Genomic DNA, 13,641 nt, shown 5'->3' on the forward strand with positions numbered 1-13,641 from the left:
GGTTCTAGCTCATGAACATGCGGGCACGTTGCCATTCGTGCCGCATCTGCGAAATTTCCAGCCCGGGGCTCACGGCCCCGAAGTCGTCCGGCGCCAGGTGCGCGACCCGCTCGACGGCGGCAGCGACGTCGTCGTGCGCCTTTCGCAGCACCCGCTGCCCGGCGTTCTGGCCGAGCGGGATGGCGCGCACGGCGTTCTGCGTCAGGGTGGTGACCGCCGCGAAGAGGTATGCGGCGAGCGCTTCCTCGAACGGCACGCCGAGCGAGCGCGCGACGACGGCGAACGCCAGCGGCTGATGGCCGGCGGCACGGCCGGTGGTCACCAGCGCACGGTACGCCTCGAGCTCCGCCGAGGGAAAAACTTCGCTCCCAATCTCGATCAGCCGCCCGCCCATCTTGGTACTGGCCTCCCGCAATTGCCGCGGCAAGAGCTGCGCGCTCAAATGAGCATCCAACCCACCCAGATCCACCCCCTCATAAAGGAACCGAATGGCCAACCCGTCCGAATAGGTCAACTGCTGCCCCACAAACGCAGACAACCAGGTGCTGAACGAGGCTTCATCTGATATGAGCCCACGGTCGATGTACGTCTCAAATCCGAGCGAGTGTGCAAACGCTCCAGTAGGCAGGGCGGAGTCAGTTAGCTGCTGAAGCGCGAGCTGATACGAAGCGCTCCCAGCCGCGGCCGCAACCGAAGCCGGCCTAGTGCGTGTGTTCAGCATGGCGGAAAGGCACCGGCATTACGCGTTCCTGGCGGCGATACGGCACGCCGACGTGTTTGAGGTAGTCCTCGACCGTGTGGTCGTACTGGCACACCATGACTTCGGCCCCGTACTCGGAGTCGGCGTCGAAGAATTGGGCCTGCAGGTGCCGGTTGCCCAAGGAGTGCGCCACCACGCCCATTTCGTAGATGCTGCGCGCGGCGATGACCAGGACATCGGTCGGCAGCACGGAGACCACAATGAGGTTCGTGTCTTCGACGGCGAGGATGTCGCCGTCGCGCAGGTCCCCGGACCCGGCAGGGAGGCGGATGCCAAGCTCCTTGCCGTGGTCCGTGGTTACGCGTTGGATGCGTTTGACCAGTTGGGCGCTGGGCATTACAACCTTCTCCTTGTGGAGACCGGCATACTGTTCGGGATTGGGCAGTTCGTGCAGATTTCCCAGGATCTTTTCAATGATCATGTGTTCTCCTCCGGCGATCTAGAAAAGGAAGTAGCGCTGGGCCATAGGCAGCACGTCGGAGGGCTCGCAGGTGACGTCCTCGCCGTCGACCGTCACTTTGTAGGTCTCGGGGTCGACGGCGATATCCGGCGTCTCGCCGTTGAACTTCAAGTCCGCTTTGCTCAGGTTCCGGATGCCGGACACCGGCCGGATAACGCGTTGCAGGCCGAGTTCTTCCGGGACGCCGGCGTCGATGGCCGCCTTGGACAGGAACGTGATGGAGGACTGCTGCAGCGCCTTCCCGTGGGTGGCGAACATCGGGCGCATGGTGCGCGGCTGCGGGGTGGGGATGGAGCCGTTGGAATCGCCCATGAGTGCGTAGGCAATCTGCCCGCCCTTGAGGACCAGGTCGGGCTTCACGCCGAAGAAGGCCGGATTCCAGAGGACGAGGTCGGCGAACTTGCCCACCTCCACGGAGCCGATGGAGTCCGCCATGCCCTGCGCGATGGCCGGGTTGATGGTGTATTTGGAGATGTAGCGCTTGATTCTGAAGTTGTCGCTTTCCCCTCCCAAGCCGTTTTCAGCGCCGTGGCTTGCGCCGGACGGGTCCTTGAGGACGCCCCGCTGCCGCTTCATGGCATCGGCTACCTGCCAGGTGCGGATCACGACTTCGCCCACACGTCCCATGGCCTGGGAATCCGAGGACGTCATGGAGAAGATGCCCAGGTCCTGGAGCACGTCTTCGGCGGCGATGGTCTCGGCCCGGATGCGGGAATCGGCGAACGCCACGTCTTCCGGAATGTCCGGGTTGAGGTGGTGGCACACCATGAGCATGTCGAGGTGCTCTTCGATGGTGTTCCGCGTGTACGGGAGCGTGGGGTTGGTGGATGCCGGGAGCACGTTGGGCAGTCCGGCGATCTTGATGATGTCCGGGGCGTGCCCGCCGCCTGCTCCTTCGGTGTGGAAGGTGTGGATCACGCGGCCGTCGATCGCCTTGATGGTGTCCTCCACGAATCCGCACTCGTTGAGGGTGTCTGTGTGGATGGCTACCTGTACATCATATTCATCGGCTACGCGCAGCGACATGTCGACGGACGACGTCGTGGCGCCCCAGTCTTCATGGACTTTGAGGCCCACCGCGCCTGCGCGGATCTGTTCGGCCAGCGGCTCGATGGCAGAGGCGTGCCCCTTGCCCAGGAGGCCGATGTTGATCGGGAGCCCCTCCGCCGCTTGCAGCATCCGCGAAATGTGCCATTTGCCGGGCGTGATGGTGGTGGCCTTGGTACCTTCGGCCGGTCCCGTGCCACCGCCCACCATGGTGGTGACGCCGCTGCACAGGGCAGTGGGGACCTGGTCCGGGGAAATGTAGTGGATATGGGTGTCGACGCCACCTGCAGTGAGGATCTTGCCCTCCCCCGCGATCATCTCGGTACTGGCGCCGATCACGATGTCCACGCCGTCGGCGATCTGCGGGTTCCCGGCTTTGCCGATCTTGAAGATGTGCCCGTCCTTGAGCGCCACATCGGCCTTGTAGATTCCGGTGTAGTCGAGGACCACCACATTCGAAATGACAGTGTCCGGGACGTCAAGGGCCTGGTCCGAGGCCGCGTTGGACTCGGGCAAGCGGCCGTCGCGGGTCACTTGGCCGTTCTGCCCCATCCCGTCGCGCACCACTTTGCCGCCGCCGAACATGACCTCTTCGCCGTAGACCGTGTAGTCCTTCTCGATCTCAAGGAAAAGTTCGGTGTCCGCCAAGCGGATGGAGTCGCCCGTCGTCGGGCCGTAAAGGTCTGCGTACTGCTTGCGCGAAATTTCAAAGCTCACTGGGCTGTCCCTTCTTTGCTGGCTCCGGGCCCGTCCGTGGCAGCGGCAGCGCCGCCGTCGTTCTCTCCGGTGCCGGAATCAAGCGATCCGTTGACGACGTTCCGCAGGCCGTAGACCTCGCGGCTGCCGGCAAGGGCCACCAGTTTGACCGTCTTGGAGTCGCCGGGTTCGAAGCGTGCGGCCGTGCCAGCGGGGATGTCAAGGCGGCGGCCGTGGGCGGCCTTGCGGTCAAAATCGAGGGCGGGATTCGCTTCGGCAAAGTGGTAGTGCGATCCCACCTGGACGGGGCGGTCACCACGATTGACCACCTCGATGGCGATTGCCTCGCGTCCGCTGTTGCACTCAATGGGCTCTGCTTGGAGCCGGTACTCACCTGGAATCATGGCGGCCTCCTAGCGGATGGGGTCGTGGACGGTGACGAGCTTGGTGCCGTCCGGGAAAGTGGCCTCAATCTGGACATCGTGGATCATCTCGGGCACGCCCTCCATGACATCCTCACGGCGAAGCAACGTTGTCCCGTAGCTCATGAGTTCGGCAACGGTTTTTCCGTCCCGGGCACCCTCAATCAGTTCGTAGCTGATGATCGCGACGGCTTCGGGAAAGTTGAGTTTGAGCCCGCGGGATTGCCGACGGCGGGCGAGGTCGGCCGCCACCACGATCATGAGCTTTTCCTGCTCACGGGGCAAAAGATGCATCGGTTCTCCTTAGAAGTTGTGTGCTGCAGAAGCGGACATCAGTTCACTCAGAGACTCAGAAAAGCCGAGGACGTCGGGGCAGCTACTACGGTTATAACGCCAAACGTCAGACGTATCCAGTTCGCCCATTCACCGCCCCTCCCGAACGAATTGTGACCAGCCTAAGCCGACCAGGTTTCAGCCAGATTTCCGCTACCGCTTCCTCAAACCTTCTTGGTCTTATGCTTCCTGACCTGCCAGACGAGCAGGATCGCCACCGCAACGACTGCCACCACAGCTGCAGCACCCCGGCCCACCGTGCGGGCCACTTCCTCGTATGAGTTTCCAGCCACAAAACCGAGAGTCACGAACAAGGACCCCCAGACGATGCCGCCGCTGAAGTTCCAGAACGCGAAGCGCCGGTACGGCATGCGGCTGAGTCCGGCGAGAGCCGGCATGACGGCGCGGAAGAAGGCGGTAAACCGGCCCAGGAACACGGCGAGGCCGCCCTTGTCTTTGAGGAAGTCCTCGGCCCTTTGCAGTTGGGCACGTCTCTTGTCCAGAATCTTCAGGGCCATCACCCGGGGACCAAAGTGCTTGCCGATTTCATAGCCCACGGTGTCGCCCGTGATCGCGGCAGTCACCACAATGACGATCATGAGCCACAAAGGGAAGATTCCACGGCTTGCAATCACCCCGCCCACCACAGCCGCGGTTTCACCGGGGATCACAAAGCCCACAAAAATTGCGTCCTCGGCAAAGACGAGGGCGAAAACTATGCACCCGATCAGGAGCGGGCTGGTATTCAAGAGTCCATCCAAAAGGGCCTGCATGAAGAACAGTCTGGCAGTTGAAGGCGCACTTGGGCAGGAAAAGAGAAAAGGCGCGGTTGCCCGCGCCTTTTCACAATGGGTGGGCCCTGTGGGATCGAACCCACGACCCACGGAAACAATCCGCCAGTATCCGCCGCGATACGTCCTCGATCCGTTAGGTCGAAAAACCGCGAGAATCCGCGCCTAAACAGCCCGCCAGTCACTGCCAAGAATCCCGCCAAATCTTGCCAGCTCTGGGAGAGCATGTATCCAGAGTTTACCCACGGGCAGTGGTCGGTTGGCGTCCTGTATGGGTCGAGTCATGACGACCCCTCACATGCCCCGGCAGCCTCAGAACCCCCCAGGGTTTCTGACCTCGGCCATGAAGCGACTCAGCCCGACGGGTTTAGCCTCGGTATTTCAGGGGGTGGTGCGGCCAGTGCGTGTTTAAGCAGGGAAAGGTGCCCCTGAGCTGGGAAAATAGTGTTGTTGACGCACTGTTTTGACCCGCTCGAAGGAGCACCTTTCTGGTGAACCACTTTACCCCGTCGTACCCGTCTGTCCGTGTTGATTCCGCCGGGGACGGGGTGGTGTCCCAGGCCGGTGGGCTGGTGCTGACGGAAGCCGTCCGGGCAACGGGGTTGATGGCTGGCTTGTCGGCCGGACTTGGGCCGTGGCGTAAGCCCTTCGCCCGGCATGACCCCGGCAAGATCCTCACCGACCAGGCCCTGTCCCTGGCGACCGGCGGGGACTGCCTGGCGGACGTGGACCGGCTCCGGACCCAGCCGGAGGTTTACGGGCTGGTGGCCTCGGATCCCACGGTCAGCAGGCTGGTCAAGGTGCTCGCCACGGTCGACCCGGCCAAGGCGCTGGCCGCGGTCAACAAGGCGCGTGCCGAAGCCCGCGCCCGTGCCTGGAACGCTGCCGGGGACGCCTCCCCGTTGCACAACGCCAGCGTCTGGAACCCGGTCGTGATCGACGTTGATGCCACGCTCCTGAGCGCCCATTCGGACAAGGAACACGCCCGCCCGACGTGGAAGAAAGGCTTCGGGTTCCACCCGCTGGCCGCGTTCATCGACCACGGCGCCGAGGGAACCGGTGAACCCCTGGCAGTGATCCTGCGCCCGGGCAACGCCGGCTCCAACACCGCCGCCGACCACATCCAGATCGTCAAAGACGCGCTGAAACAACTCCCGGCCGGACACCGGTCCGGGCGGAAGCTCATGATCCGCACCGACTCCGCCGGCGGCACCCACGAGTTCCTGCACTGGCTCGCCGCCCGCCACCGGAACCTGGGGTACTCGGTCGGATTCCCGATCCATGGTGCCCTCGAAAACGTCCTGCCGCTGATCCCTCAAAAGGCGTGGACGCGGGCCTACAACAGCGACGGGGAAGAACGTGACGGCGCCTGGGTCGCGGATGTCACAGGCATGCTCGAGCTCTCCGCATGGCCCAAAGGTTTGCGGGTCATCGTCCGCAAGGAAATCCCGCACCCGGGCGCGCAGCTGCGGATCACCGACATCGACGGGATGCGCTACACAGCGTTCGCGACAAACCAGGCCCGCGGGCAGCTCGCCGATCTTGAAGCACGGCACCGGTTGCGGGCCCGGTGCGAGGATAGGATCCGGGGCGTCAAGGACACCGGCCTGAGGAACCTGCCCTTGCACTCCTTCGCCGCGAACACGCTCTGGTGCCACCTGGTCATGCTCGCGGCCGAGATCACCGCATGGGCGCAGATGCTCGCTTTCCCCGGAACCAAGGCGCGGCGGTGGGAACCCAAGAAACTCCGGGCCCGGATTTTCGAGATCGCCGGCAAGATCAGCCGGCACGCCCGACAGATCACCCTTCACCTGGCATCCAAGGCACCCGAAACGTCTCTGCTGATAAACGCTCTCGCGAGGCTGAGGGCTATCACCCCGCCATAGCCGGCAACCGGACCGGACAACAGGGAACCACGGGAAGCAAAAGCCGCACCCCGGGTGGTAGTGGAACCGCCCGCGCCCAGCCGCCATCGGTCAGCGGCCCTTCCGTCACACCCTCATGCAAAAATCGACCACGTCAGGCCGCCGGTAAGCCCTGACCCCGCCGAAATCCTGCCTCATGAAAGATCGAGGTTAGTAACTTTGATTTATCTTCTATAGGATCAGCGAATGATCCTTGCTTTTCTAGACGAATCCGCTCGGAGCGGACAGCTCTACTATATGGGTGCACTAATGGTAGGCGCTGAGGAAGCAAGAAAGCTTGAGAAGAGCCTAGATGCAATTGTCGCGGCTGTAGTCAATGACGTCCCTGGCTTCGATCCCGCAACTGAGCTTCATGGTTACGAAGTCTTCCACCAGAAAGAGGGTTGGGAAGACGTCCCAGTGTGGCTGGCAGTGAACGTATGCAAGCAAGTCGCCCAGGCCATACATGACTCAGGCGCAGTCTTCGTTTTCCGTGGCATTGACGTCCAGAAGCTCAAAGACAAGTACGCAAATCCACATCCAGCCCACGCGCTTGCGCTCTCGCACGCACTTGAGTCTGTACAGCGCGTCCTCAACCTTGACCACACGGACGAAAGTGCCCTGGTTCTTGCCGACGAGCACCACACTGCGCCGGACAGCAGGACCCGATTCCGCGGTATGCGGGCCGCCGCGCAAAGGGGATATACAAGCATTCCGTTGAGCGACCTCATAGATACGATCTATTTCGGCCCGTCGAACCACAGCCGCCTGCTTCAGGCCGCGGATATGGCGACTTTTCTCACTAACCGCTCGGTCACGATCGCGGAGAGGCATCCTGCCGCGAAGAAGGCAATGCAGGCGATCAAGGGCAATCTCGACAAAGCTACACGGTTTAGCTATGTCTGGCCGTGAGCGCATAGGGCTAACCGCTTAAAACGCGAAACCCCGTGCTTCTGCATCGGGGTTTCGGTCTATGCGGGAGACGTTTCCGCGTCCTGCGTTCACCACGCTAGCAATCATCGACGGCCCGTGCAAGACATGCCGCACTTCACGTCTGCGATCCCCACTGTGCTTAGCATCTTGCGTCGGACCGGCCCTGTACGGACACCCACACCAGCGTCGGCGAAGGCCTCTGGAACCGCAAGGGTGGGCCGGACGGACTTCAAGCACCCGGGATTTACACACATTCTGTCCTGTAACCCCTACTACCCGCAGTTTTGGCGTGGCGCAAGAAAACCCCCGGAACCGCATGGTTCCGGGGGTTTTAGGGTGGGCCCTGTGGGGATCGAACCCACGACCCACGGATTAAAAGTCCGATGCTCTACCAACTGAGCTAAAGGCCCCTGCCGACTGTAGAAACAGCCATAAATACTGTACCTCAAGCTCAGGGGCGTTTTGACACGGCGGACCCCCGCGCCGTCGTGACCTCTTTTGAACCGGCCGCCGACGGCGACGCGCGGCAACTCCGGCGTGTCGCGGCCCCCGCGGATTCAAACCTGGGGAGAACGCTCCCCCACCGCAACAGCCACCGCAACAGCCACCGCAACAGCCACCGTTCAAGAGTGCACGAGCGAAGGCACAGGAGTAGCGTTGGGGCATGAGCGAACAATCGGGACCTCCTGTGTACGGCGGGGCAAATAGGCATCACAAGCCGAAACCCTTCGCGCCGATTGACTTCGAGCCGTTCGCCGGCGGAGCGGACCCCGCGCGCGTGTCCGAAGCCGCACACCTTGCGGCACAGGCTCTCGTGCGGCGCGGCCGCGATAGCGACGATCCCAAGATCACCAGGCGCCTTGTGAAGCTCGCTGACGAGCAAGGCCTCGAAGCCATTGCCGAGATGTGGGCCGAGAGCCCGGCACGGTCCTTGCCGGGCGCTTTGTGGCGGCTCTATGCGCTGCGCGCGGCCACTATGCAGAACTCCGAGCGCATCTCGGTGTACTTCAAGGCCGGCCGGGACACCGCACAGGTTTCACACGTTGTGGCAGGAGCCGCGGAGCCGCCGGGAGCCGACGAAATGAAGCAGATGGCGGACGCCATCCTTTCAGGAGCGTTCGACGGCGATTTCGACGTCGCGCTGGAACGCTCGGCTGCGTTTTGCCGCGTCGTCGCGCTCGGCCAAGCCACCCTGGCGGACAGCGCCGAACATTCCAATGAGGGTCACGCGAGCAAGTTGACCCGGAACTCGCACCAGCTCGTCAAGACCGCTGAGGACCTTGAGCACGCGGCCAACGCATGGCGCCTCGGTGAGTTGGATTAACGTGAAAAATGAGGGTGAAGGGCCGCCGAAATCACCCCGAGCGCCAACTGTCAATGTTGACTTAGCTCGGCCGACGTAGAAAACTGAAACTGGTGTCGAACCGCGAAACCCCCGGGCTTCAACTTATAGCCGCTTCGAGCGGCCTACCGCCGAGAGGCGTATCCGGTTCGGCACCATTTTTATGCCTTTCGGCGAAGACGCCGCGAGTCCCCGTCCACCTCGCCCCCCGGAAGCCAAATGAAGCTGCGTCTCTTCCCTCAAGAACCCGCCGGTTTGCAGTTGCTTTCGCAGATGGCTCGTCAGATTCTTGAGGCCACAGGGACGCTTTCCGAGATTTTCGGAGCCCCTGTCTCAGAGCACGAACGGCTTGTGGAAGAGATGCACGAACACGAGGCGAAATCCACAGATCTGCATTTCGCCCTGCTGACCCACATGCGCACGAGCTTCGTGAACCCGCTCCCCCGCGAGGACATGTACGCCCTTTCCCGCTTCCTCAACGAGGCAATGGAGAAACTGGACGCCGCTGGCGACCTCGTGGCCCTCTACAAACTGGACCGGCTGCCGAAGCGCGCGGCGGATCAGCTGGAGATCATCAGCCGGCAGGCAGAACTCACCGTTGATGCCATGCGCCAGTTGGACGACCTCGACGAGCTCGAGGACTACTGGATCGAGGTCCTCCGGCTGGCCAAGCGTGCCGAGCGCAGCCACCGGACCTGGGTGGCAGAGATGCTCCGAGACATGAAGTCCGCACAGTTTTCGAGGAACCGTGACGTAGCCAACCAACTGGTGGACGTCACCAAGGACATGCGCCGCGTCGCCACCCAGGTAGGCAGCATCATCGTCAAGGAAGCATGACGTGATGGTCGCGTTCTTCGCCCTCGTGGTGACGCTGGCGGCTGGGTTCGCGTTCCTCAACGGCTTCCGCGATGTCTCCACCGCCGTCGCGCTCTCCGTGCGGACCCGTGCCCTCACTCCTTCTGTCGCCGTGGTTTTGGCTGCGGTTTTCAACTTTGCCGGCGTGTTGCTCAGCGGCGGGTTCGCCTTGATTTTCAGCCAATCGTGGGTGGTTCTTCCCTCGGGCATGAGCGGGCTAGCTGTACTTGCTGCAGGGTTGTGCAGCGCCATCCTTTGGGGAACCTACGCTTGGTGGCGCGGTGTGCCCCTCTCGTCAACGCACGCCCTGGTGGGAGGCCTGGCCGGCGCCGGAGCCGCGAGCGCAGTCATGGGAGGCGGCCACATCAACGGGGTGGACAGTATTTTGCTGGCGCAAGTGGTCCTGCCGCTGCTGCTATCCCCTGTGATCGCCTTCATCGGCGCCTACCTCCTCGTCTGGCCCGTCACGTGGGCGGCGCGCTACACCCAGCCCGACGTTGTGCACGGCCGTTTCCGCCATGCCCAGTCCGTCTCGGCCGCCGCGGTGGCATTCGGCCACGGACTGCAAGACGGGCAACGAACCGTGGCCGTGATACTGCTGGGCGCTGTGGCGGCAGGAGTGTCCGACCACGACGACCTCCCGTTCTGGGTCATCCTCCTGACGGCTGTCATGCTCGCGGCAGGGACGCTTTGTGGCGGGTGGCGCATCTCCTACACCTTGGGTTACAAGCTGACCAGGGTGGACCCGTTGCGGGGATTCGTCGCCCAGACCTTGACCTCGCTCATGCTGTTTGTCGGTGCCATCGGACTCCATTTGCCGCTTTCCACCACCCACACCGTGACGTCGGCAGTGCTCGGAGCTGGAACCAACCAGAACTTTTCGGTCACCAACCGTCGGATGGTGCTGCGGATCCTGGGGTTCTGGGTCGCGACGCCGATCGTCACCGCTGCGGTGGCCTTCGTCCTTGGATTAGCGCTCTCGCCGCTGTCGCGCTGACCGGCGAGCCGCGCCAGGCACGCAAAAGCCCGACGGCGGCAGTCACCCCCAAGGTGACCGTCGCCGTCGGGCTTTTTTCGCATCGATTGCTCCAAAACTGTCGTTTTGGACGTCTAAAACGACCCTTGCTCAGCAATCGATGGAGATTCCGAAGTTGGGCCCACAGCGGCGAGGGTCCCGGCCTGAGCTTGCGAAGGTTGGCAGCCGAAGTGGTTATCCGAAGCGGCCGGAGACGTAGTCTTCCGTGGCCTTCTGGGACGGGTTGTTGAAGATGGTGGTGGTGTCCGCGAACTCGATGAGCTTGCCCGGCTTGCCGGTGCCGGCGATGTTGAAGAACGCCGTCCTGTCGGAAACGCGCGCGGCCTGCTGCATGTTGTGCGTCACGATCACCACGGTGTACTCGTCCTTGAGCTCATTGATGAGGTCTTCGACCGCCAAGGTGGAGATGGGGTCCAGCGCCGAGCAGGGCTCGTCCATGAGGATAACCTGCGGTTCCACAGCGATGGCGCGGGCAATGCAAAGCCGCTGCTGCTGGCCGCCTGAGAGCCCGGAACCCGGCTTCTCCAGGCGGTCCTTGACCTCGTTCCACAGGTTGGCGCCACGGAGGGACTTCTCCACGAGCGCGTCGGCCGCACCCTTGGTGATCCTCTTGTTGTTCAGCTTGACGCCGGCTAGCACGTTGTCGCGGATAGACATGGTGGGGAACGGGTTGGGGCGCTGGAAAACCATGCCCACCTGGCTGCGGACAGTCACCGGGTCCACACCGGCACCGTAGAGGTTGTCGCCGTCGAGCAAGACTTCACCCTCGACGCGCGCGCCGGGCAGCACCTCGTGCATGCGGTTCAGGGTGCGCAGGAAGGTGGACTTGCCGCAACCGGACGGGCCGATGAACGCCGTGACCGATTTGGCTTCGATGTTGATGTTGACGCCTTCAACGGCCAGGAAACTGCCGTAGTAGACATTCAGATCCTTGACGTCGATCCGCTTAGACATGGTGTTCCTTCGGTGCTGTGGTTGGAAGTTTGCAGATGGCCTGGCGGCTCAACGGCCGGCCTTGGGGGCGAAGATCCGGGCGATCAGCCTCGCACCGAGGTTCAGGAGCATCACTAGGATGATCAGGACCAGCGCGGCACCCCATGCCCGCTGGCTCGACGCGTCCGGATTGGACGGCGAGGTCGGGTTCAGGATCTGCGTGTAGATGAACGTGGGCAGCGACGCCATCCAGCCGCCGAACACGTTGTTGTTGATGGTGGTCGCGAAACCTGCGGTAACCAAGATCGGTGCCGTCTCGCCAATAACGCGGGCAATCGCCAAGGTGACGCCGGAAGCGATGCCGGAGATCGCCGTCGGGATAACCACTTTGAGGATAGTGCGCCACTTGCGGACACCCAGCGCGTAAGCCGCCTCACGGAGCTCGTTCGGGACGATCTTGAGCATTTCCTCGCTGGAGCGGACCACAACGGGGATCATCAAGACTGAAAGCGCGACGGCGGCGACCGCACCGGTCTTGGTGCCCGGGCCGACCACGGCGAAGAAGAAGGCCGCGGCAAAGAGGCCTGCCACGATCGAGGGGATGCCGGTCATGACGTCGACGAAGAACGTGATCGCACGGGCGAGGGCCCGATCGTTGCCGTACTCCACGAGGTAGATTGCGGTCAGCAGGCCCACCGGCACCGAGATGACAGTGGCCAGCAGGGTGATCTGCACGGTGCCCAGGAGCGCGTGGTAGATGCCGCCGAGGACCTTTGTCCCTTCATCGACACTCTTGTTGTCGAGGGCGCCTGTGACACCGTTCATGGATGTCGTCAGGAAGCCGGGGGTGATGATGCCCGGGATGCCATTCACGAGGACGGTCCAGATCACCGAAATCAGGGGCAGCAGCGCCACAAGGAATGAGCCGACAATGAGGCACGTCGCAAGTTTGTCACTCGCCTTGCGGCCGCCCTCTACGGCCGCGCTCCAGCCGACCAGCCCGATCGTGAAGAGGATGGCGGAGACGAGGCCCCAGCCGAAGGGGTTGAAGCCGATCAGCGCAAGGATCGCCGCGCCGAGTACCAAGGCAACGGCCAGGACGACGTATGGTGCGAAGGCGGGCAACTGGCCCTTGGTCAGGGCAGAGCGTTTGCGCACCACGGGGGCTGTGACAGTCATTAGTTGGCTCCCGAGAATTCTTTGTGCCTGGTGATGATCCAGCGTGCAACCATGTTGACACCGAGGGTGATGACGAACAATACCAAACCGGCTGCGATCAACGTACTGACCTTGAGTCCGCTCGCTTCAGGGAAGTTCAAGGCAATTTCCGCGGCGATGGTCTGGTTGCCGGACTGGATCAGGCTTGCGGTCAGAACGCCGGAGGACAGGACCAACGCTACGGCCATGGTCTCGCCAAGCGCACGGCCGAGGCCCAGCATGACGGCGCTTACGATGCCCGGACGGCCGAACGGCAAAACAGCCATTTTGATCATTTCCCAACGCGTCGCACCGAGGGCCAGGGCGGCTTCCTCGTGGAGCTTCGGGGTCTGCAGGAAGATTTCACGCGACAGGGAAGTGATGATCGGCAAAACCATGACGGAGAGAACGATGCTCGCGGTCAGGATGGTCTTGCCGGTAGCCGAAGCCGGGCCTTGGAAAATCGGCAACCAGCCCATGGTGCTGGCCAGCCAGTTGTAGGCGGGCGAGATCTGGGGGGCAAGGAATGCCGCACCCCACGCGCCGTAGACCACGGAAGGAATGGCAGCGAGGAGGTCCACCACGTAGCCAAGGCCTGAGGCAAGCCTGCGGGGCGCGTAGTGCGAGATGAACAAGGCGACGCCGATGGCAACCGGGGTAGCGATGACAAGCGCGATGACCGCGGCAATCAGGGTTCCCACCACGATCGGCCCAATGTAGGCGAAGAAGCCGTGGCCGCCCTGGATGTCCGCAGGCGGAGCCATAAGAGCCGGAATGGCCTGGATTACAAGGAAAAGTGCGACGCCGAAGAGGACCAGGAGGATCAGGCACCCCGCGGCCAGGGTGGCTCCGGAGAAGACCTTGTCCCCGGCGCGTCCGGCACCTTGGGAAGTGGTCAAGGAGTTGGTGGTCACTTCACGATCCTTCAGATT

The 13,641-nt window shown here is 62.9% G+C and carries 14 protein-coding genes and 1 tRNA gene; 5 read left to right on the plus strand and 10 right to left on the minus strand.

The features are described from left to right. Positions 1-4: 4 nt before the first annotated feature. The 6 genes from AC3ANQ_RS22630 to AC3ANQ_RS22655 form a co-directional block, all read right to left on the minus strand. A complete protein-coding gene (locus AC3ANQ_RS22630; protein WP_488303118.1) occupies positions 5-721 on the minus strand; it encodes an urease accessory protein UreF in 717 nt (238 codons plus the stop codon). Next, a complete protein-coding gene (gene ureE, locus AC3ANQ_RS22635) occupies positions 702-1,181 on the minus strand; it encodes an urease accessory protein UreE (protein WP_488303119.1) in 480 nt (159 codons plus the stop codon). The genes AC3ANQ_RS22630 and ureE overlap by 20 nt, the downstream gene beginning before the upstream one ends. 18 nt (positions 1,182-1,199) lie before the next feature. Beyond that, the gene (gene ureC, locus AC3ANQ_RS22640; RefSeq protein WP_488303120.1) at positions 1,200-2,984 is read right to left on the minus strand and encodes an urease subunit alpha; all 1,785 of its coding nucleotides are present in this window, start codon (positions 2,982-2,984) and stop codon (positions 1,200-1,202) included. Beyond that, positions 2,981-3,367: an urease subunit beta gene (locus AC3ANQ_RS22645; RefSeq protein WP_488303121.1), complete on the minus strand. Its 387-nt coding sequence runs from the start codon at positions 3,365-3,367 to the stop codon at positions 2,981-2,983. The genes ureC and AC3ANQ_RS22645 overlap by 4 nt, the downstream gene beginning before the upstream one ends. A 9-nt stretch (positions 3,368-3,376) precedes the next feature. Further along, entirely contained in the window at positions 3,377-3,679 is a 303-nt protein-coding gene (locus AC3ANQ_RS22650) for an urease subunit gamma (RefSeq protein ID WP_078106942.1), read from the minus strand. A 203-nt stretch (positions 3,680-3,882) separates the two neighbouring features. Further along, a complete protein-coding gene (locus AC3ANQ_RS22655) occupies positions 3,883-4,491 on the minus strand; it encodes a DedA family protein (protein WP_488303122.1) in 609 nt (202 codons plus the stop codon). A 509-nt stretch (positions 4,492-5,000) separates the two neighbouring features. On the opposite strand from AC3ANQ_RS22655, the gene AC3ANQ_RS22660 reads away from it, so the two are divergent. Together AC3ANQ_RS22660 and AC3ANQ_RS22665 are read left to right on the plus strand one after the other, a co-directional pair. Beyond that, positions 5,001-6,395 carry an IS1380 family transposase gene (locus AC3ANQ_RS22660; protein ID WP_488303123.1) on the plus strand — a complete coding sequence of 465 codons (1,395 nt, stop codon included), beginning with the start codon at positions 5,001-5,003 and terminating at the stop codon, positions 6,393-6,395. Between the two features lie 225 nt (positions 6,396-6,620). Next, positions 6,621-7,325, plus strand: coding sequence for a DUF3800 domain-containing protein (locus tag AC3ANQ_RS22665; protein ID WP_488303124.1), 705 nt, complete (start codon positions 6,621-6,623; stop codon positions 7,323-7,325). A gap of 358 nt (positions 7,326-7,683) precedes the next feature. Here AC3ANQ_RS22665 and AC3ANQ_RS22670 read toward each other — a convergent pair. Further along, a tRNA-Lys gene (locus AC3ANQ_RS22670) sits at positions 7,684-7,756 on the minus strand. 254 nt (positions 7,757-8,010) lie between these two features. On the opposite strand from AC3ANQ_RS22670, the gene AC3ANQ_RS22675 reads away from it, so the two are divergent. From AC3ANQ_RS22675 to AC3ANQ_RS22685, 3 genes are all read left to right on the plus strand, one after another. Further along, positions 8,011-8,670: a hypothetical protein gene (locus tag AC3ANQ_RS22675; RefSeq protein ID WP_265980649.1), complete on the plus strand. Its 660-nt coding sequence runs from the start codon at positions 8,011-8,013 to the stop codon at positions 8,668-8,670. Positions 8,671-8,907: 237 nt separating this feature from the next. Then, complete coding sequence (locus AC3ANQ_RS22680; RefSeq protein ID WP_488303125.1) at positions 8,908-9,525, plus strand: DUF47 domain-containing protein; 618 nt, start codon at positions 8,908-8,910, stop codon at positions 9,523-9,525. Between the two features lie 4 nt (positions 9,526-9,529). Next, positions 9,530-10,540 carry an inorganic phosphate transporter gene (locus AC3ANQ_RS22685; protein ID WP_488305394.1) on the plus strand — a complete coding sequence of 337 codons (1,011 nt, stop codon included), beginning with the start codon at positions 9,530-9,532 and terminating at the stop codon, positions 10,538-10,540. 213 nt (positions 10,541-10,753) lie between these two features. Here the strand turns inward: AC3ANQ_RS22685 and pstB are convergent, their stop codons facing one another. The 3 genes from pstB to pstC are packed head-to-tail and all read right to left on the minus strand — an operon-like array spanning position 10,754 to position 13,623. Then, the gene (gene pstB, locus AC3ANQ_RS22690) at positions 10,754-11,533 is read right to left on the minus strand and encodes a phosphate ABC transporter ATP-binding protein PstB (RefSeq protein WP_488303126.1); all 780 of its coding nucleotides are present in this window, start codon (positions 11,531-11,533) and stop codon (positions 10,754-10,756) included. A gap of 48 nt (positions 11,534-11,581) precedes the next feature. Continuing rightward, on the minus strand, positions 11,582-12,691 hold the full coding sequence (gene pstA / locus AC3ANQ_RS22695) for a phosphate ABC transporter permease PstA (protein WP_488303127.1): 1,110 nt from the start codon (positions 12,689-12,691) through the stop codon (positions 11,582-11,584). Beyond that, entirely contained in the window at positions 12,691-13,623 is a 933-nt protein-coding gene (gene pstC / locus AC3ANQ_RS22700) for a phosphate ABC transporter permease subunit PstC (protein WP_488303128.1), read from the minus strand. Before pstC ends, pstA begins: the two co-directional genes overlap by 1 nt. Positions 13,624-13,641 lie beyond the last annotated feature (18 nt).

This window comes from Arthrobacter sp. DMZ02-1R (genome assembly GCF_057747935.1).

Coding starts and splice junctions, on each gene's coding strand:
- ureE (WP_488303119.1), bottom strand. CDS start 1,181: ATGATCATTGAAAAGATCCTGGGAAATCTGCACGAACTGCCCAATCCC.
- pstB (WP_488303126.1), bottom strand. CDS start 11,533: ATGTCTAAGCGGATCGACGTCAAGGATCTGAATGTCTACTACGGCAGT.
- AC3ANQ_RS22675 (WP_265980649.1), top strand. CDS start 8,011: ATGAGCGAACAATCGGGACCTCCTGTGTACGGCGGGGCAAATAGGCAT.
- pstA (WP_488303127.1), bottom strand. CDS start 12,691: ATGACTGTCACAGCCCCCGTGGTGCGCAAACGCTCTGCCCTGACCAAG.
- AC3ANQ_RS22655 (WP_488303122.1), bottom strand. CDS start 4,491: ATGCAGGCCCTTTTGGATGGACTCTTGAATACCAGCCCGCTCCTGATC.
- AC3ANQ_RS22645 (WP_488303121.1), bottom strand. CDS start 3,367: ATGATTCCAGGTGAGTACCGGCTCCAAGCAGAGCCCATTGAGTGCAAC.
- AC3ANQ_RS22630 (WP_488303118.1), bottom strand. CDS start 721: ATGCTGAACACACGCACTAGGCCGGCTTCGGTTGCGGCCGCGGCTGGG.
- AC3ANQ_RS22685 (WP_488305394.1), top strand. CDS start 9,530: ATGGTCGCGTTCTTCGCCCTCGTGGTGACGCTGGCGGCTGGGTTCGCG.
- AC3ANQ_RS22680 (WP_488303125.1), top strand. CDS start 8,908: ATGAAGCTGCGTCTCTTCCCTCAAGAACCCGCCGGTTTGCAGTTGCTT.
- AC3ANQ_RS22650 (WP_078106942.1), bottom strand. CDS start 3,679: ATGCATCTTTTGCCCCGTGAGCAGGAAAAGCTCATGATCGTGGTGGCG.
- AC3ANQ_RS22665 (WP_488303124.1), top strand. CDS start 6,621: ATGATCCTTGCTTTTCTAGACGAATCCGCTCGGAGCGGACAGCTCTAC.